This is a genomic window from Cryobacterium sp. TMN-39-2, assembly GCF_004402745.1.
Taxonomy (GTDB): Bacteria; Actinomycetota; Actinomycetes; order Actinomycetales; family Microbacteriaceae; genus Cryobacterium; species Cryobacterium zongtaii.
The window spans coordinates 39,017-56,499 of sequence record NZ_SOFX01000024.1 but is presented as its reverse complement, the minus strand read 5'-3'; the positions used below and the strand labels follow the sequence as shown (position 1 = coordinate 56,499).

Annotated in this window: 17 protein-coding genes; 8 read left to right on the top strand and 9 right to left on the bottom strand. The window is 68.0% G+C overall.

Features of this window, described 5'->3' with window-relative positions:
* The 4 genes from E3O57_RS07720 to E3O57_RS07705 form a co-directional block, all read right to left on the bottom strand.
* A partial coding sequence (locus E3O57_RS07720; RefSeq protein WP_134456581.1) for a serine/threonine-protein kinase occupies positions 1-1,044 on the bottom strand: 1,044 nt, incomplete at its 3' end.
* A 130-nt stretch (positions 1,045-1,174) separates the two neighbouring features.
* On the bottom strand, positions 1,175-2,065 hold the full coding sequence (locus tag E3O57_RS07715; protein ID WP_103478794.1) for a PP2C family serine/threonine-protein phosphatase: 891 nt from the start codon (positions 2,063-2,065) through the stop codon (positions 1,175-1,177).
* Between the two features lie 48 nt (positions 2,066-2,113).
* On the bottom strand, positions 2,114-3,151 hold the full coding sequence (locus tag E3O57_RS07710; protein WP_103478793.1) for an FHA domain-containing protein: 1,038 nt from the start codon (positions 3,149-3,151) through the stop codon (positions 2,114-2,116).
* Between the two features lie 46 nt (positions 3,152-3,197).
* Positions 3,198-4,625, bottom strand: coding sequence for a gamma-aminobutyraldehyde dehydrogenase (locus E3O57_RS07705; RefSeq protein ID WP_103459624.1), 1,428 nt, complete (start codon positions 4,623-4,625; stop codon positions 3,198-3,200).
* Positions 4,626-4,719: 94 nt separating this feature from the next.
* Between E3O57_RS07705 and E3O57_RS07700 the strand changes: the two genes are divergently transcribed.
* The 5 genes from E3O57_RS07700 (at position 4,720) to E3O57_RS07680 (ending at position 8,498) form a co-directional block, all read left to right on the top strand.
* Complete coding sequence (locus E3O57_RS07700; protein ID WP_088455464.1) at positions 4,720-5,202, top strand: Lrp/AsnC family transcriptional regulator; 483 nt, start codon at positions 4,720-4,722, stop codon at positions 5,200-5,202.
* A 5-nt stretch (positions 5,203-5,207) separates the two neighbouring features.
* Positions 5,208-6,632, top strand: a complete 1,425-nt coding sequence (locus E3O57_RS07695; protein WP_103459625.1) for an aspartate aminotransferase family protein — start codon at positions 5,208-5,210, stop codon at positions 6,630-6,632.
* Between the two features lie 32 nt (positions 6,633-6,664).
* The gene (locus E3O57_RS07690; RefSeq protein ID WP_103459662.1) at positions 6,665-7,123 is read left to right on the top strand and encodes a helix-turn-helix transcriptional regulator; all 459 of its coding nucleotides are present in this window, start codon (positions 6,665-6,667) and stop codon (positions 7,121-7,123) included.
* Positions 7,124-7,132: 9 nt separating this feature from the next.
* Positions 7,133-7,549, top strand: coding sequence for a VOC family protein (locus tag E3O57_RS07685; protein ID WP_103459626.1), 417 nt, complete (start codon positions 7,133-7,135; stop codon positions 7,547-7,549).
* A 73-nt stretch (positions 7,550-7,622) separates the two neighbouring features.
* Complete coding sequence (locus tag E3O57_RS07680) at positions 7,623-8,498, top strand: hypothetical protein (protein ID WP_133159716.1); 876 nt, start codon at positions 7,623-7,625, stop codon at positions 8,496-8,498.
* Here E3O57_RS07680 and E3O57_RS07675 read toward each other — a convergent pair.
* Positions 8,493-9,722: a DUF4192 family protein gene (locus E3O57_RS07675; RefSeq protein ID WP_103478791.1), complete on the bottom strand. Its 1,230-nt coding sequence runs from the start codon at positions 9,720-9,722 to the stop codon at positions 8,493-8,495. The two genes, E3O57_RS07680 and E3O57_RS07675, sit on opposite strands and share 6 nt — an antisense overlap.
* Before the next feature lie 133 nt (positions 9,723-9,855).
* On the opposite strand from E3O57_RS07675, the gene E3O57_RS07670 reads away from it, so the two are divergent.
* The gene (locus tag E3O57_RS07670; RefSeq protein ID WP_103459629.1) at positions 9,856-10,500 is read left to right on the top strand and encodes an acetate uptake transporter family protein; all 645 of its coding nucleotides are present in this window, start codon (positions 9,856-9,858) and stop codon (positions 10,498-10,500) included.
* A gap of 86 nt (positions 10,501-10,586) precedes the next feature.
* Here the strand turns inward: E3O57_RS07670 and E3O57_RS07665 are convergent, their stop codons facing one another.
* From E3O57_RS07665 to E3O57_RS07655, 3 genes are read right to left on the bottom strand one after another with little or no spacing between them, the layout of a single operon-like run.
* Positions 10,587-12,545 (bottom strand): ABC transporter ATP-binding protein, encoded by a 1,959-nt coding sequence (locus E3O57_RS07665; protein ID WP_103459630.1) that lies wholly within the window; start codon positions 12,543-12,545, stop codon positions 10,587-10,589.
* Positions 12,542-14,275, bottom strand: a complete 1,734-nt coding sequence (locus E3O57_RS07660) for an ABC transporter ATP-binding protein (RefSeq protein ID WP_103459631.1) — start codon at positions 14,273-14,275, stop codon at positions 12,542-12,544. Before E3O57_RS07660 ends, E3O57_RS07665 begins: the two co-directional genes overlap by 4 nt.
* Positions 14,275-15,237: an aldo/keto reductase gene (locus E3O57_RS07655; protein WP_088455458.1), complete on the bottom strand. Its 963-nt coding sequence runs from the start codon at positions 15,235-15,237 to the stop codon at positions 14,275-14,277. Before E3O57_RS07655 ends, E3O57_RS07660 begins: the two co-directional genes overlap by 1 nt.
* Positions 15,238-15,369: 132 nt before the next feature.
* Here E3O57_RS07655 and E3O57_RS07650 point away from each other — a divergent pair, with 132 nt between their 5' ends.
* Both E3O57_RS07650 and E3O57_RS07645 read left to right on the top strand, forming a co-directional pair.
* Positions 15,370-15,879, top strand: a complete 510-nt coding sequence (locus E3O57_RS07650) for a methylated-DNA--[protein]-cysteine S-methyltransferase (protein ID WP_088455457.1) — start codon at positions 15,370-15,372, stop codon at positions 15,877-15,879.
* Positions 15,876-16,481 carry a DNA-3-methyladenine glycosylase I gene (locus tag E3O57_RS07645; protein WP_103478790.1) on the top strand — a complete coding sequence of 202 codons (606 nt, stop codon included), beginning with the start codon at positions 15,876-15,878 and terminating at the stop codon, positions 16,479-16,481. The genes E3O57_RS07650 and E3O57_RS07645 overlap by 4 nt, the downstream gene beginning before the upstream one ends.
* On the opposite strand, the gene E3O57_RS07640 is transcribed toward E3O57_RS07645, so the two are convergent.
* Complete coding sequence (locus E3O57_RS07640) at positions 16,478-17,479, bottom strand: malate dehydrogenase (RefSeq protein ID WP_103478789.1); 1,002 nt, start codon at positions 17,477-17,479, stop codon at positions 16,478-16,480. The genes E3O57_RS07645 and E3O57_RS07640 overlap by 4 nt on opposite strands.
* Positions 17,480-17,483: the final 4 nt, after the last annotated feature.

The following is a 17,483-nucleotide window of genomic DNA, read 5'->3' as shown; positions in this document are numbered from 1 at the left end:
CTGGGCGGGGCGCGGACGGTCGGCGCGGGTCGGGTCGGCGCGGGCCGGCGAAGCAGCGGTGCGGGCGGCGCCCGACTCCCGACGTTGGCGGCGGGCCGGCTGAGCGTCCACGGAGACCAGGCCGGTGATGCGGGTCTGATCGTCGGCGTCCCCGGCGGCCTGGGCTTCCCACTCGGCCGTCGCGAGCTCGAGCGGAGTCTGGGCGAGCCCGAGCTCGGCCTCTACGGCCTGCAGCTCCCGGATCAGCTCGAGCGCACTGGCCTGGCGCCGCTCGGGGCGTTTGGAGAGGGCCCGGGCCAGCACCAGCTCCAGGCGCTCCGGCACGTCGGGCCGACCGATGGGCGGCAGGGCCATCTTCTGGATGCGGGCCATCAGCTGGGCGGGCCCGTTGCGATCGCCGGGTAGTTCGAACGGCGACCGGCCGGCCAGCAGCGTGTAGAGCGTCGCCCCGAGTGACCAGACCTCGGCGGCCACCGAGCCCGGGCTCTCGTCGAACAGCACCTCGGGCGCCGACCACGGGATCGAGAGCCCGACCTGGTCGCTCTCCTCCACCTCACCGAGGGTGGCCGCAATGCCGAAGTCGGACAGCACCGGATGCCCGTACGCGGTGATCAGGATGTTCGACGGCTTGATGTCCCGGTGCAGCACGCCGGCCCGATGGGCGGTCTCCACGGCGCTGGCGATGGTCACCCCGATCCGGAGCAGTTCGGACACCGGCAGGCGGCCCGACCGGTAGCGCTGCTCGAGGGCGTTGGAGCAGTACTCCATCACCAGGAACGGGCGGCCGTCGGCGGACACCCCGGCCTGGAACACCGTGAGCACCGACGGGTGGGCTGACAGCTGAGCCATCAGGTTCGCCTCGGCCTGGAACAGACGCCTGACCGGGTCGCTGACAACCTCGGCGATGAGGACCTTGACTGCCACCTGGCGCCGCGGCAGGTTCTGTTCGTACAGGAACACATCGGCGAAGCCACCGGCACCCAACGGCCTCAGGTAGGAGAACCCCGGCAGGGCCGGGGGCGTCGACGGCAGTCTTACCGCCATGGCGCCTCCCGTGAATCGTCTCGAACGGTCGAAGGAACCGACCGGATTGCCTGCTTGCCCTGCCTGATCGCAGGATGTGGTCGTCGTCACGGGTATCGACGACCCTGCACAATTCTACGGCTGCGGGTCGTCAGGCCCCGGCAGCGGCGTCGGCCGCGTCGTCATGAACACCGGCGTCATGAACATCGTCGTCATGAACACCGGCGTCATGAACACTCTCGTCATGACTACCGTCGAGATCGTCGACGCTGAGCACGTCCAGGACTATCGCGGTCACGTTGTCGCGGCCGCCGTTCTCCAGCGCCGCGGTCACCAGGGCCGCGACGGCGTCCTCGGCCTTCGGGTTCGACAGCAGAAAATGCCGGATGCCGTATGCGGTCAGCTCCTTGGTGAGACCGTCCGAACAGACCAGGATGCGCTGGCCCGCCGTCAGCGGCAGGATGCGATAGTCGGGCACCGGTGGTTCGTGGAATCCGACGGCCCGGGTGATCACATTTCCGTGCGGATGCACATCCGCTTCCTCACGGGTGATCCGGCCCGCGTCGACGAGCTCCTGCACCACCGAATGGTCGACCGTCACCTGCTCCAGGACCCCGGAGCTGAGCTGGTAGACCCGCGAGTCGCCGATGTTGTACGCGATGAACTGCGGGGCATCCGAGACGATGGCCACGGCAACGCCGGTGACGGTGGTGCCGGTGCCCAGGTCGGTGACGCCTTCGCCGGCCTTCATGTCGTCAACGGCGAGGGCGAGGGCCCGGTTGATGGCCTCTGCCGTCGTATCAGCGTCGCTGCCCAGTTCGGCGAGCCGGGTCACCACGGCCTTGCTGGCGACATCGCCGGCGGAGTGGCCGCCCATGCCGTCGGCCACCGCAAAAATGGGTGATCGGGTCACCAGGCTGTCTTCATTGACTTCGCGGCGATGACCAACGTCGGTGAGCGCGGACCAGGCCAGGGTGACGGATTTCTTCACCGCGGGGAGCGCGATCGTGTGGCTGGGTGAGCCTTGACCTATCTGGGTCACGGGTGGTGCCTTCCGAATACAAACGTGCGGCAACGCAGCGAACGACGGTCAGTCCGCTGGCAGTATCTCGATCAGGTTACCGTCCCCGATGTCCACCGTTGTACCGGGCAACACCGTGAGCGAGGCTCCGAAGCGCAACCGCTGGGTGCGACCGAGGGGAAAATGAACCAGTGTGCCGTTCGTCGAACCGAGGTCGGTGACGACGACGGCGTCGCCGTCCTGCCGGATTTCGAGGTGATTCGCCGAGACGAGCGCTGTCGCTGAGGCCACCACGATCAGCTCCAGCCGCTCACCGGGCTGGATGCGCCGAGGCCGGGGGCTTCGCCCGATCCGGTACACCGCGCCCAGTCGCACCACCTCGCCGGTGGCCAACCTGAACCCGTGGGGCCCCGGCCGGTCGACGGGTTCGTCGGCGGATGGGTCGGCCGGTTCGTCCGAGGGCTCGACGGCCGGTGCACCGGCGGCCACGACGACAACGCGGTCACGCATCCGCCGGTCGAGCACGACGGTGTCGTCCACGATCCGTCTGGGGCGAAGCACCGTGTCAGCGGTGTCGTCCGGTTCGCCGGCGACCGACCAGAACAGGGTGTCGCCGGCGTCGATGCCCGTGCCCAGCATCCGCCCGGCAGCCAGCCGGTCGGACCGAGCGACGGCGGCCAGGGGCGAGCCGATCACCAGCCCGGTCACGGACTGGAACTCCGCCAGCAGCCAGGGCCTGATGTTGCGGTCGGTGAACCGGCGGGATCCCCCGATCGAGAAGACGTCCACGGCGATGGCTCCACGCACGACGGCGTGCACGGGGATGCCGTCTTGCGTCGGGTCGTCTCCGTTTGTCCCGTCGCCGGCGCGGCGGACGCCCGGCACGATCACCGCGAACGCGTCCGGTTCTCCAGCACCGCCAAGCGGGATCAGCGACACGAGCGCCTCGAGTGTGACGGCGGTCTCAGCGGCGAGGGCGTGCAGGGCGGCCACGACGGGGCTGGCGGTGCTGGCGGGCACAACGGCCAGGAACCCGCGGCCCACCACGAACGTCCATTCGGCGCTCTCCAACGGCGCGGTCTCGCAGCCGACCCGTCCCAGTTGCATCAGGCTCCCTCGTTCCTTTGATGCTAAACCCGACGGCCGAGTCGACTCAGCCGATGTAGCTCATCACGTGCTTGATCCGGGTGTAGTCCTCGAAGCCGTACATTGACAGGTCCTTGCCGTAGCCGGAGTGTTTGAACCCGCCGTGCGGCATCTCGGCGACGATCGGAATGTGGGTGTTGATCCAGACGCAGCCGAAGTCCAGGCGCTTGGCCATCCGCATGGCCCGCCCATGATTGGAGGTCCACACCGACGAGGCCAGCCCGTACTGCACGTCGTTGGCCCAGGCCAGGGCCTCGGCTTCATCGGTGAAGCTCTGCACGGTGATCACCGGGCCGAAGATCTCCCGCTGCACCGCCTCGTCGGTCTGCCGCAGCCCGCTCACCACGGTGGCCTCGTGGAAATAGCCGGTGCTGCCCTGCCGGTGGCCGCCGAGCTCGACCACGGCGTGGTCGGGCAGCCGGTCGATGAAGCCGGTCACCTGGTCCAGCTGGTTGCGGTTGTTCACCGGTCCGAACAGGAAGCCCGCCTCGCTCGGCGGCCCGGTGCGGGCGTTCTGGGCGGCGTGGGCGGCGAGCGCCGCCACGAACTCGTCGTGGATGCCGGCCTGCACGAGCACCCGGGTGGCTGCCGTGCAGTCCTGGCCGGCGTTGAAGAAGCCTGCCGCGCTGATGCCCTCAACGGCCTGCGCGATGTCGGCGTCGTCGAAGACGACGACCGGCGCCTTGCCGCCGAGCTCCAGGTGCACCCGTTTGAGGTCGGTGGCGGCGGCCCTGGCCACCTCCATGCCGGCGCGCACCGAACCGGTGATCGAGACCAGTTGCGGGATCTTGTGGTCGATCATCGCCGCTCCGGTGCTGCGATCCCCCATCACCACGTTGAACACGCCCGGCGGCAGGAACTCCGCAGCCACTTCCGCCAGCAGCAGGGTGGCGCTCGGGGTGGTGTCGGAGGGCTTGAGCACCGTGGTGTTGCCGGCGGCGAGCGCCGGGGCGAACTTCCACACCGCCATGTTCAGCGGGTAATTCCACGGTGTCACCTGACCGACGACGCCGATCGGCTCCCGGCGGATGAAAGAGGTGTGGTCCTTCATATACTCGCCGCCGCTTCTGCCCTCGAGCACCCTGGCGGCACCGGCGAAGAACCGGATCTGGTCCACCGACACCAGGATTTCGTCGTCGACGAGGGTGCTGCGCGGTTTGCCGGTGTCCCGGGATTCCGCGTCGGCGAATTCCTCTGCGCGCGCCTCGACGGCATCGGCGATGCGGAACAGGGCCAGCTGGCGTTCGGCGGGGGTGGATTCGCCCCAACCCTCGAACGCGGCCGCGGCGGCCCGGTAGGCCGAATCCACGTCGGCGGCGGTCGACACCGGGCTGGAGCCGTAGCTCTGCTCGGTGGCAGGGTCGATGAGGTCGATGGTGGTCGCTGAGGTGGACTCGACGTGGTCGCCGTTGATGAAGTTGCGTAGCGCGCTCATGCGCGTCAGCCTAGCCGCCCGGAATCCGTTGTGAAACTCGTGTTTCACGACTGATTCACTTGCCGCATAGCCCCTTCACTGTCACAATCGGGTGATGAGCAGCAATGGACGCGGCAGTGCGGGTCGGCCCGCGCAACTGGACGATGTGTCCAAGAAGATCATCGAGCAGCTGCAGGTGGACGGCCGGCGGTCCTACGCCGAGATCGGCAAGGCTGTCGGTCTGAGCGAGGCCGCGGTGCGCCAACGTGTGCAGAAACTCACCGAGGCCGGGGTCATGCAGGTCGTCGCGGTGACCGACCCCATGCAGCTGGGCTTCTACCGGCAGGCCATGATCGGCATCCGCGCCACCGGAGACACCCGGGTCCTGGCCGATCAGCTCGCCGCGATCGCCGCCGTCGACTACGTCGTGCTCACCGCAGGTTCCTTCGACATCCTGGCCGAGGTCGTCTGCGAGAACGACGACGAACTGATCGCCCTGCTCAATTCACAGATCCGCGCGCTTGAGGGGGTCGCCTCGACCGAGACCTTCGTCTACCTCAAGCTTCACAAACAGTTGTACAACTGGGGAACACGGTAACCGCGATGACCATCACAGAGCCCACCATCGGCCCGCGCGTCTACACCGACGCCGAGAACGCCGACCTGCAGCAGAAGGCGAAGGACCACCTCTGGATGCACTTCGCCCGCCAGTCGGTGCTGGAATCCGGTGCCGGTGTTCCCGTCATCACCAAGGGGCTCGGCCACCACATTTGGGACTCCACCGGCAAGCGCTACATCGACGGCCTGAGCGGGTTGTTCGTGGTGAACGCCGGTCACGGCCGCAAACGCCTCGCCCAGGCGGCCGCAACGCAGGCCGAGGAACTCGCGTTTTTCCCGCTCTGGTCCTACGCGCACCCGAGCGCCATCGAGCTCGCCGACAGGCTGGCCGAGCATGCCCCGGGCGACCTCAACCGGGTGTTCTTCTCCACCGGCGGTGGCGAGGCCGTCGAAACCGCGTTCAAGCTGGCCAAGTACTACTGGAAGTTGCAGGGCCGGCCCACCAAGCACAAGGTGATCTCCCGTTCGGTCGCCTATCACGGCACCACCCAGGGTGCCCTGGCGATCACGGGTATCCCGGCGCTCAAGGAGATGTTCGAGCCGGTCACCCCCGGCGGGTTCAGGGTGCCGAACACCAACTTCTACCGAGCCGATGAGATGGGTTCGGGGCACGGCGACGACGTGGAAGCGTTCGGCCTGTGGGCGGCGAACCGTATCGAAGAGATGATCCAGTTCGAGGGGCCGGAGACCGTGGCCGCGGTGTTCCTGGAGCCCGTGCAGAACTCCGGCGGCTGTTTCCCACCGCCGCCGGGCTACTTCAAGCGGGTGCGCGAGATCTGCGACACCTACGACGTGCTGCTGGTGGCCGATGAGGTCATCACGGCGTTCGGCCGGATCGGCAACATGTTCGCCTCGACGACCTTCGGCATCGAACCGGACATGATCACCTGCGCCAAGGGCATGACCAGCGGGTACTCTCCGATCGGCGCGACGATCATCAGCGACCGCATCTACGAACCGTTCAAGCACGGCGACACGGCGTTCTATCACGGCTACACCTTCGGCGGCCATCCGGTGTCCGCAGCGGTGGCGCTGGCCAACCTCGACATTTTCGAGGAGGAGAAGCTCAACGAGAACGTGCGGGAGAATTCGCCGGTGTTCAGGGCGGAGCTGGAGAAGCTGCTCGAACTGCCGATCGTGGGTGATGTGCGCGGCGAGGGGTACTTCTTCGGCATCGAGCTGGTCAAGGACAAGGCCACCAAGGAGACCTTCAACGACGCGGAGTCCGAGCGGTTGCTGCGCGGATACCTGTCCGGTGCGCTGTTCGAGGCGGGGCTGTACTGCCGGGCGGATGACCGGGGCGACCCGGTCGTGCAGCTCGCACCGCCGCTGACCATCGGCCCGGCCGAGATCCGCGAGATCGGCGACATTCTGCACGGCGTGCTGTCGGAGGCGCCGAAGCACCTCTAGCCGGTCGCTCGGCCCGGTGCTAGCGTGAAATGGTGACTCCGCAGGAACTCGAGATTCTCGCCTGCCTGCGCCGGGCCCGGGACCTGATCGATCGGGAGTACGCGAACCCGCTCGACGTCCCCACCATGGCGCGCCGGGCGCTGATGTCGCCCGCGCACTTTTCCCGCCGGTTCCGGGCGGCGTACGGCGAGACGCCGTACAGCTACCTGATGACCCGCCGGATCGAGCGGGCGATGGCGTTGCTCCGCGGTGGCGCGAGCGTCACGGATGCCTGCATGAGGGTCGGCTGTACCTCGCTGGGCTCGTTCAGCACCCGGTTCGCCGAGATCGTCGGCGAGGCTCCGAGCGCCTATCGGGCGCGCACGCACGCGTCCGTGACGGCCATGCCGGCCTGTGTCGCCCAGACTCACACCCGCCCGGTTCGGCGCCCGCCGGGCACTGCCCGCGAATCGAGCAGGATCCAAGAAGCGCACGGGACGGTAGCGGCCTAGATTCGTCGCATGACAACGACAATCTCACTCCAGTACTGCAACATCACCGTCAACGATGTCGACGAGGCGATCGCGTTCTATCGGGACGCGCTCGGGCTCGAGGTGCGCAGCGACGTGCCGTCCGGAAAATTCCGCTGGGTCACGCTCGGCAGCGATGCCCAGCCCGGTCTCGAGATCGTGCTGTCGGAGCCGCACGCCGGCCGGTCGCCGGCCGACGGCGATGCGCTCCAGGAGCTGCTCACCAAGGGGGTCCTGCCGATGCTCGTGTTCCGCTCGGACGACGTCGACGCGACGTTCGAGACCGTGCGTGCGTCCGGCGCCGAGGTGCTCCAGGAGCCCACCGACCAGCCCTGGGGCCCACGCGACTGCGCCTTCCGGGATCCGTCCGGAAACATCGTGCGCATCGCGCAGGCCCCGGCTGCCTAGCCCTCGAGGAGACTCGGCCAGAATGGTGACCATGATCTGGCCGCCACTTCGAGCACACCCGAGACGTTGCCCCATGACGAGTCTGGAGTGGCGCACTTTGTGGCAGATTTCACAAAGCAAGCCGATTTTCACTCTGATCGAGGGCGCTCCCGTCATCTGGTTTTACAGCCAGTGGGACGGGATCCCCGGAAACAACAGCGCTGCGGGAGCTCTTCTCAACGGGGGAATGGTGAGGTTGTCCTCGTTCGAGCCCGGCCAAGCAAGCTCACATTCACGCTTTCCCGGCGCTCGACCAGTGATTCTCACGGCCCGAGGACGGCGCGCTCTGAACTCCTCCGTCGCAGCAGAGCACCGGCCGCCTCCTCAACTCGCGCCACTGAGCACCCGTTCCTTGTTCGATCGCCAAAGCCCCGCCTGGCTCGAGCACCACATCGCGGGAGATTGGTTTCACGCGGAAAGTTATTGCCGCCAATTGTGGCTTCTCGATCTGGACGGTCCGGCAGTGCGGAGACGAGACACGGCGTGGAACGATCAGGGGGTCTCGCGAGACCTGCAGAACGAGAGCTACCGGGTACCGAGCTCGCGCCAAGCGCTCGTCTATGTTCCCGACTTCGTCGATCGCGGATACGCGCAGCAGAGAGAGGACGGGGCTGTCATCACTCAGGCGGGCCGGGATGTGCTCGCGACACGTCCTGACCTGACCGTGGTGTTCGAGGCGGAACGGCGTGTCCGCCAGGCGCATCTCCTCCGCTCAGGCACGGCCGAGGAGCAGACGCTACACAACGTCGGGTCCAACGAAGGCCTCTACGTCTGCGTGTGCGGCTGGTTCCTGATCTATAAGAACCCCTTGTCGCGACAATGGGCCGACGAGTTCCCCGCAGCCGAGCACTTGAGCCGTCTCACCGACACTGAAGTTCTCACAATCGTGAGAGACCGAGAACGCCTATAGAGCTCTCTCGTCGGGCACCTCGAAGGCCCACTCCGGCAGGTGGCCGCTGCCGATCAGCTGCAACAGCAGCCGTGCCATGCCGTACTCGCCGTCGATGTCCAGGGCCGTGTCGATGTAGATTCCCGCGACCGACCCGTGGCCCAGCGTCCAGCTCAGCCAGGCCAGCATGCACAGCGGCGCCGGCCTGGCCGACCGGGGTGCCATCGCCACGAGCAGCTTGAGCAGCCGGATGCCCCGGCTGACCCGTTCCGGGTCCGGCCGGTCCCGACTGAGGCCGAGCATCAGGTCCCCGGTCGTCGGCGAGTCTTCCTGCAGGGCCCGGCCGGCCGCCATGTCGGCCTCGACGACGTCGTCCATGCTCAGGCCCGTCTCCCGCTGCCGTCTGGCGTAGTGCCGGTTCAGCGCCAGGCTGCGGTGGCCCTCGGCCTCGCCGAAGGCGAACTGCAGCATCATCTGGTCGCGGGTGGCCGGACCCTGAATCAGGAAGAGCAGCGCGGCTGCCTCGTCGATGCTGAGCTCGGCGGGGTTCACGCCCAGCGCGGATTCCGCGGTGCCGACAGGGTCGAGCATGTCGCCGACCATCTCGATCAGCTCAGGGACCGGCCCCAGGTCGGGGCCGAGCCGTTGGTAGCGGGCCAGGCGCCTGGCGCAGCGTTCCCGGGTGGCGAGGTCCACCCTGGGCAACTCGGCGCCGGTGTGCAGCCGGCCCAGTTCACGGCGGGCGTCGCCTGGGATTCCCTCGCTGACGCTGGAGTCCTCGATTTCGCGGAGCGGATGCCGCAGCGGTTGCTTGCGTGGCCGGCCACGGTCAGGTGCAGCGTCCAGGTAGGAGGCCCAGCCATCCGCGGCCACGCACAGGGCGTCGCGCACCAGGAAGCCGGCCTGGCCGGCGCGGGTGAGGATCGCCCGCAGGAACGCGCCCTGCGGCAGGTCGGCCACGTCGGTCGCCGGGGCGTCGCCGATCGACTCGTCGGTGTAGCTCACCGGTACGAGGGCGTCAACGCCGGGAATCTTGCACAGGGTGCCGAGCAGGGCGCCGGCGATGCGTCGGAGTTCCTGCGGACCGGCGTCGGGGCTGGGGAGGTTGAACCGCAGCGCACCGCAGGTGCGGTTGCCGCGGAACGCGACGAGCACCAGGCTTTGGGCGGGGTGGAAGCCCACAAGTTGGGGCACGAGGGCGAGGAAATCCTGGGGAGTCGGGGTCTTCACGATTGTCTTCTGCATGCATCGACGGTGCGCCGGATGCGGCCAGGGCGACCGGACGCCGGCTGACCTGTGCAGAAACTGCCGGGCCGGTGGCCTGTGCACTACTCGGTCGGCGGGGTGGGGCCGGGTGCGGCTGATAATCTCAAAACAAATGAATCAGATCAATACGACGTATCCGGAGGCCCCCGCGGTCTCCGCGACAGCACCCGCCGCACCCGTGTCCGCAGCCCCCGCAGCCCCGTCCCACGGCCCCCTCGCCGATCCCGGCGCCCTCGGCCTGGGCGCGTTCGCGCTCACGACCTTCGTGCTCAGCATGTCCAACACCGGAATCGTTCCCTCCAGCGTCGCCGTCCTCGGCCTCGCGCTGTTCTACGGCGGCATCGCCCAGGTCATTGCCGGCATCTGGGAGCTGCGCAACGGCAACACCTTCGGCGCCACGGCGTTCACCTCGTTCGGTGCGTTCTGGCTGGCGTTCTGGTACCTGGAGAGCACCGGCGGCAACGTCGAGGCCGGCGCCGCCGGCATGGGCACCTTCCTGCTGGCCTGGGCGATCTTCACGCTCTACATGACCGTGGCCGCCAAGAAGACCAACGGCTCGATCTTCATCGTCTTCGTCGCCCTCTCGATCACCTTCGTGCTGCTGGCCATCGGCGCGTACACCGGGATCACCGCTATCCACCAGCTCGGCGGCTGGTTCGGCATCCTCACCGCACTGCTGGCCTGGTACGGCTCGTTCGCCGTGGTCTACAACTCCACCGCCGGCCGCGCCGTCCTCCCCGTCTGGCCCGCCAAGTAACCCACTCCCTCCCCCTCGCGAACTGTGAGAAAAGCCCCAGAAACTCGACGTTTCTGGGGCTTTTCTCACAGTTCGCGGGGCCGGGGCTACTCGATGGCTGCTGCGAATTGGGAGTCGTAGAGGGACCTGTATGCGCCGTCGGCTTCGAGCAGCTCGGCGTGGCTGCCCTGCTCCACGATCTGGCCCGCCTCCATCACCAGGATCAGGTCGGCGTCGCGGATGGTCGACAGTCGGTGCGCGATCACGAAGCTGGTGCGATCGGCGCGGAGTGCCTTCATGGCGTGCTGCACGAGCACCTCGGTGCGGGTGTCGACGGAGCTGGTGGCCTCGTCGAGGATCAGCACGCTGGGCCGGGCCAGGAACGCCCGCGCGATGGTGAGCAGCTGCTTCTCCCCGGCGCTGACGTTGCCGCCCTCGTCATCGAGCACGGTGTCGTAGCCGTCCGGCAGCGAGTGCACGAACCTGTCCACGTAGGTGGCCGTCGCGGCCTCGAGGATCTGCTCCTCGGTGGCGTCCGGCCGGCCGTAGGCGATGTTGTCGCGGATGCTGCCGCCGAACAGCCAGGTGTCCTGCAGCACCATGCCCATCCGGCCGCGCAGGTCGTTGCGGGTCATCCCGGCGATATCCACACCGTCCAGGGTGATCCGGCCCCCGTCGAGCTCGTAGAAGCGCATCATCAGGTTCACCAGGGTGGTCTTGCCGGCGCCGGTCGGGCCCACGATCGCCACGGTCTGGCCGGGTTCGGCCACCAGGTTCAGGCCCTGGATGAGCGGCTTGTCGGCGCTGTAGCTGAACGACACGTCCTCGAACACCAGTCGCCCGCGGGTCTCCGCGGGCGTCTCGGCCGGGTCGGCGTCCGGGGTCTGCTCGTCGGCATCCAGCAGCTCGAAGACCCGCTCGGCGCTGGCGACGCCGGACTGCAGCAGGTTGGCCATCGAGCCCAGCTGCGCCAGCGGCTGGGTGAACTGCCGGGAGTACTGGATGAACGCCTGCACGTCACCGAGCTGCATGGCCCCCGACGCCACCTGTAGGCCACCGACGACGGCGATGGCCACGTAGACCAGGTTGCCGATGAAGGTCATGGCGGGCATGATCATGCCGCTGACGAACTGGGCGCCGAAGCTGGCCTCGTAGAGTTCGTCGTTCTTCGCGGCGAAGCGCTGCTCCACCTCCTTCTGCCGGCCGAAGACCTTGACCAGGGCGTGCCCGGAGAAGGTCTCCTCGATCTGGCCGTTGAGCTCCCCGGTGTGGGCCCACTGCGCCACGAAGAGCCTCTGCGACCGCTTGGCGATCAGCACCGTGGTGACCAGGGTCAGCGGCACGGTGACCAGCGCAATCACGGCGAGCAGCGGCGAGAGAAGCAGCATCATCACGATCACGCCGATGACGGTGAGCAGTGACGTGACCACCTGGCTGAGCGACTGTTGCAGGCTCTGCGAGATGTTGTCGACGTCGTTGGTCACCCGGCTGAGCAGCTCACCGCGCTTGACGGTGTCGAAGTAGCCCAACGGCAGCCGGTTGATCTTGGCCTCGATTTCCTCGCGCAGCCTGAACACCGTGCGCTGCACGACGGCGTTGAGCACCAGCGCCTGCAGCCAGCTGAACACCGACGCGAGGATGTAGAGCGCCAGCACCCAGAACAACACGGCAGACAGGGCCGCGAAGTCGATGCCGAGGCCGGGGGTGAGGGTCATGGCGCTGAGCATGTCGGCCTGCGCGGTGTCGCCGGATGCGCGCAGTCCGGCGATCACCTCGGCCTGAGTGGCCCCGGCCGGCAGGGCCTTGCTCACGACGCCGGAGAAGATCAGGTTGGTGCCCTCGCCGAGCAGTCGGGGGCCGATCACCGAGAATGTGACGCTGATCACGGCGAGCGCCAGCACCAGCACCAGCCACACCCGCTCGGGGCGGAGCGTGCCGATCAGGCGTTTGGCGCTCGGCCCGAAGTTCATCGCCTTCTCGGCCGGCATGTTCATGCCGCCGAACGGGCCGCCGCCCCGCGGTGGGCGTGCCGGTACCTTGTCGTCGGCGGTTTCGGTGTCGCTCATGAGGTGGCCTCCGCTGCCAGCTGGGATGCCGCAATTTCCTGGTAGGTCGACGAGGTCGCAAGCAGCTGTTCGTGGGTGCCGCTCGCGACGATGCGGCCGTCTTCGACGACGAGGATCTGGTCGGCGTCGAGGATCGTGGACACCCGCTGGGCCACGATGATCATGGTGGCGTCGGCGACGTCCGCGGCCAGGGCCGCCCGCAGCCGGGCATCCGTGGCGAGGTCGAGCGCCGAGAATGAGTCATCGAAGATATATAGCTCTGGCCGTTTCACCAGCGCCCGGGCGATTGCGAGGCGTTGCCGCTGCCCGCCGGAAACGTTGGTGCCGCCCTGGGCGATGGCGGCGTCGAGGCCACCGTCGAGCCGTTCGACGAAGTCGCGGGCCTGCGCGGTCTCCAGCGCCTGCCAGATCTCGGCCTCGGTGGCATCCGGCTTGCCGTAGAGCAGGTTGCTGCGCACGGTGCCGGAGAACAGGTAGGGCTTCTGCGGAACAAGGCCGATGTGGCCCCAGAGCAGGTCGGGGTTCAGCTCGCGCACGTCGACACCGCCGAACAGCACGGTGCCGCTGGTGGCATCGAACAGGCGCGGCAGCAGGTTGACCAGGGTGGTCTTGCCCGAACCTGTGCTGCCGATGATGGCGGTGGTGAACCCGGGTCTGGCCACGAAGCTGATGTCGCTGAGCACGGGCTGTTCGGCGCCGGGGTAGGCGAAGCTCACGCCCCGAAGCTCCAGCTCGCCGTGCCCGTGCGTCTGGTTCACGGGGTTCTTTGGCGGACGCACGCTGGAGGCGGTGTCGAGCACCTCGCCGATCCGGTCGGCCGACACTGTGGCGCGGGGAATCATCACGGCCATGAAGGTCGCCATCATCACCGCCATCAGGATCTGCATCAGGTAGCTGAGGAACGCGATCAGGGTGCCCACCTGCATCGATCCGTCTTCGATGCGGAACGCGCCGAACCAAATCACGGCGACGCTGGAGACGTTGAGCACCAGCATCACCACGGGGAACATCAGCGCCATCAGCCGGCCGGCCTGCAGGGCGGTGTGGGTGACGTCGGTGTTGGCCTGGCCGAAGCGGCGGGTCTCCACGTCTTCGCGCACGAATGCGCGAATGACCCGGATGCCGGTGAGCTGTTCGCGCAGCACCCGGTTGACGGTGTCGATGCGCACCTGCATCACCCTGAACAGCGGCACCATGCGCACGATGATCAGCCCGACGGCCACGAGCAGCACGGGCACGCTGACGGCGATCAGCCAGGACAGTTCGAGGTCCTGGCGCATCGCCATGATCACCCCGCCGATGCAGAGGATGGGCGCTGAGACCAGCAGGGTGCAGGTGGTGAGCACGAGCATCTGCACCTGTTGCACGTCGTTGGTGGAGCGGGTGATCAGCGAGGGGGCGCCGAATCGGCTGACCTCCTGCTCGGAGAATTCGCCGACCCTGGTGAAGACCGCCCCGCGCAGGTCACGGCCGAGGGCCATGGCCGCCTTGGCGCCGAAGTAGACGGCGATGATGGCGCAGATGATCTGGCCGAGGGTGATCATCAGCATGATCCCGCCGACGCGGAGGATGTAGCCGGTGTCGCCGGTGGCCACGCCCTCGTCGATGATGTCGGCGTTCAACGATGGCAGGTAGAGCGACGCGATCGACTGCGCCAGCTGGAAGACGACGACGGCCACCAGCAGGCGCCAGTGCGGCCGGAGGTAGCGAACGAGCAGTGTCCAGAGCATCAGGCGAAGAGGGCGGAGATGTAGGCGACGTCTTCAGCCGTGGGCCGCCAGGTGGTGGCGGCCTCGGCGTTCTGCACGATCTGCTCCGGCTTGGTGGCGCCGGCGATCACGCTGGTGAGACCGGGCTGGGCCAGGAGCCAGGCCAGGGTCGCGGCCAGCATGCTCACGCCGCGGTCGTCGCAGAACTGCTGGTAACGCTCGATGGTGTCCCAGGGGGCGTCGTCGAGCAGGTGCCGGCGGATGGTCATGATGCGGCTGTCCGCCGGGCCGCCCTCACGACTGAACTTGCCGGTGAACAGACCGTTGTAGAGCGGAAAGAACGGCAGGAAGCCCAGGCCGTAGGCGTTCACGGCGGGCAGGACCTCGTCTTCGGCGTCGCGCACGAGCAGGCTGTACTCGTTCTGTGCCGAGATGAAGGCCGGGTGATGGTTGATCCTGGCGGTGAATTCGGCTTCGGCGATCTGCCAGCCGGCCAGGTTGGAGTGGCCGATGTAGCGGATCTTGCCCTCACGGATGAGGTCGTCCAGGGTCTCGAGGGTCTCCTCGATGGGGGTGTTGGCGTCGGGCCGGTGCAGTTGGTACAGGTCGATCCAGTCGGTCTGCAGCCGGGTGAGCGACGCTTCGACGGCCAGACGGATGTAGCGGCGGGAGCCGCGGGCGTCCCAGTCGGGGCCGTTCGCGCCGGCCATGTCCATGCCGAACTTGGTGGCGAGCACGATCTGGTCGCGCTTGCCGCGCAGGGCGTTGCCCATCAGGGTTTCGCTGAGTCCGCGTTCCGCGCCGTAAATGTCCGCGGTGTCGAACAGGGTCACACCGGTGTCGATGGCCGCATCGATCACCAGGGAGGTACCCGCCTGGGTCTCGGTGCTGGTGCCGTTACGGCCGAAGTTATTGCAGCCCAGACCGATCGTCGAGACGACGAGGCCGGAGTTGCCGAGAGTGCGATAGTCGATCTGAGCCATTGCTACAGACTATTCCTGTGCGGCGATGATGTGACCACCTACGGCCCCTCCTCCACAGGCCCCTGACCGGCCGGATATTCCCCTGTCCGAAAACCGCCGGAACCGTTCGGGACCGCCGACTACAGTCACACTATGACCAGCGCAGCCCCCACTCCCCCGAACCTGATCCGCGTGCAGAGTCCCCTCGGCGACCTCGAGCTCACGGGCGATGACACCGAGGTCTGGTCCCTGGCCATCGTCAGGGACGGCCACCTCCCCCTGGAAGGCCTGCCGGAGGCTCCCAACGCGCTGCTTGGACGCGCCGCCGCTGAACTCGGCGAGTACTTCGCCGGCGCGAGGGTCACCTTCGATGTGCCGGTGCGGTTGAACCGCGGCACCGAGTTCCAGCAGAGCGTCTGGCGGGGTCTGGCCGCCATCCCCTTCGGCGATCATCTTTCCTACGGTGAGCTGGGCCGTTCGATCGGCAGGAGCGGCGCCGGCCGGGCGATCGGCGGCGCCGTCGGCGCGAACCCGGCGCCGATCCTGGTGGGCTGCCATCGGGTGCTCGCCTCTAACGGGCGCATCACCGGTTTCAGCGCCGGCGAGGGCATCCCCACCAAACAGTGGCTGTTGCGGCACGAGGGCATCGAGTACGTCGGATGACAACCGAGGAAACCGTGATTCCGCGGCCATCCGTCGTCGTCGGTGACGACGGAGTCGCCCGGTGCGGCTGGGCCGCGAACGACGCCGAGTACCGGCGCTACCACGACGAGGAGTGGGGCCGCCCGCTGCGCGATGAGCAGCGCCTGTTCGAGAAGCTGTGCCTGGAGGGATTCCAGGCGGGGCTGTCCTGGATCACGATCCTCCGGCGCCGGCCGGCGTTCCGGGCCGCGTTCGCCGGTTTCAACGTCGATGCCGTCGCCGCGTTCACCGAGGCGGATGTGGAGCGGCTGCTCACCGATGAGCGCATCATCCGGCACCGGGGCAAGATCACCGCCACCATCGACAACGCCCGAACCACCCTGGCCCTGGGCGAGAGCCTGACCGAGCTGATCTGGAGCTTCGCACCAGCACCGCGGAGCACGCCGCTCACTGATCTGGCCGAGGTGCCGGCGATCACGCCGGAGTCCACCGCGCTCAGCACGACACTCAGAGCCCGCGGCTACAGGTTCGTGGGCCCGACCACCATGTACGCGCTGATGCAGTCGAGCGGGCTCGTGAACGACCACGTTCTCGGCTGCCACCTGGCGCCGGCGCCGGCCTAGGCGGATTCTCGCGGGCCGAGCAGCCCCAGTGCACCGACGGCGGCGCGCTCCGCCTGCAGTTCGGCCACCGAGGTGTTGATCCGGGCGCGGGAGAAGTCGTCAACAGCCAGCCCCGGCTCGATCGCCCAACGGCCGCCCAGGGAGCGCACGGGGTAGGACGACACCAGGCCGGCCGGCACGCCGTATGACCCGTCGGAGAACACTCCGGCGCTGGTCCAGTCGTGACCGGTGCCGTTCACCCAGTCGTAGACATGGTCGACCGTGGCGCTGGCGGCAGACCCCATCGAGGACGCTCCGCGCACGGCGATGATCTCGGCGCCGCGGTTGGCCACCCGCGGGATGAACTCGTTCACCAGCCAGGCCTCGTCGACGAGCTCCCGCACCGGGCGTCCGTCGATGGTGGCGTGGGACACGTCGGGGTACTGCAGAGCCGAGTGGTTGCCCCAGATAGCCACACCGCTCACCGAGGTGACCGCCACCGACAGGTGCGCCGCGAGCTGGGCGACCGCGCGGTTGTGGTCGAGCCTGGTCAGGGCGGTGAAACGGTCGGCGGGTACATCCGGCGCGTGGCTGGCCGTGACCAGGGCATTGGTGTTGGCCGGGTTGCCCACCACGACCACCCTGATGTCGTCGGCGGCGCCGGTGTTGATGGCGGCGCCCTGCGGGCCGAAGATGCGGGCGTTGCCCTCGAGCAGGTCCGCACGCTGCTGGCCGGGTCCGCGGGGCCGCGAGCCCACGAGGATGGCCACGTTGGCGCCGTCGAAGGCCTGCACCGGGTCATCCGTCACGAGCACCTCGCGCAGCAGCGGGAAGGCGCTGTCCTGCAGTTCGAAGGCGCTGCCCTCCGCGGCCCGGAGACCGCTGGGGATCTCGAGCAGGCGGAGCGCGACGGGAACGTCAGGTCCGAGCAATTGGCCCGAGGCGATGCGGAACATCAGCGCATAGCCGATGTTGCCTCCGGCGCCGGTGACGGTGACGTTTACTCGTTGTCTCTGCACGAAT

What these genes read in the sequence shown, in the direction of transcription:
- E3O57_RS07670 (WP_103459629.1), top strand. Translation starts at nt 9,856, where the DNA reads ATGAATCAGATCAATACGACGTATCCGGAGGCCCCCGCGGTCTCCGCG.
- E3O57_RS07645 (WP_103478790.1), top strand. Translation starts at nt 15,876, where the DNA reads ATGACAACCGAGGAAACCGTGATTCCGCGGCCATCCGTCGTCGTCGGT.
- E3O57_RS07675 (WP_103478791.1), bottom strand. Translation starts at nt 9,722, where the DNA reads ATGCAGAAGACAATCGTGAAGACCCCGACTCCCCAGGATTTCCTCGCC.
- E3O57_RS07655 (WP_088455458.1), bottom strand. Translation starts at nt 15,237, where the DNA reads ATGGCTCAGATCGACTATCGCACTCTCGGCAACTCCGGCCTCGTCGTC.
- E3O57_RS07680 (WP_133159716.1), top strand. Translation starts at nt 7,623, where the DNA reads ATGACGAGTCTGGAGTGGCGCACTTTGTGGCAGATTTCACAAAGCAAG.
- E3O57_RS07695 (WP_103459625.1), top strand. Translation starts at nt 5,208, where the DNA reads ATGACCATCACAGAGCCCACCATCGGCCCGCGCGTCTACACCGACGCC.
- E3O57_RS07700 (WP_088455464.1), top strand. Translation starts at nt 4,720, where the DNA reads ATGAGCAGCAATGGACGCGGCAGTGCGGGTCGGCCCGCGCAACTGGAC.
- E3O57_RS07665 (WP_103459630.1), bottom strand. Translation starts at nt 12,545, where the DNA reads ATGAGCGACACCGAAACCGCCGACGACAAGGTACCGGCACGCCCACCG.
- E3O57_RS07705 (WP_103459624.1), bottom strand. Translation starts at nt 4,625, where the DNA reads ATGAGCGCGCTACGCAACTTCATCAACGGCGACCACGTCGAGTCCACC.
- E3O57_RS07650 (WP_088455457.1), top strand. Translation starts at nt 15,370, where the DNA reads ATGACCAGCGCAGCCCCCACTCCCCCGAACCTGATCCGCGTGCAGAGT.
- E3O57_RS07685 (WP_103459626.1), top strand. Translation starts at nt 7,133, where the DNA reads ATGACAACGACAATCTCACTCCAGTACTGCAACATCACCGTCAACGAT.
- E3O57_RS07710 (WP_103478793.1), bottom strand. Translation starts at nt 3,151, where the DNA reads ATGCAACTGGGACGGGTCGGCTGCGAGACCGCGCCGTTGGAGAGCGCC.
- E3O57_RS07660 (WP_103459631.1), bottom strand. Translation starts at nt 14,275, where the DNA reads ATGCTCTGGACACTGCTCGTTCGCTACCTCCGGCCGCACTGGCGCCTG.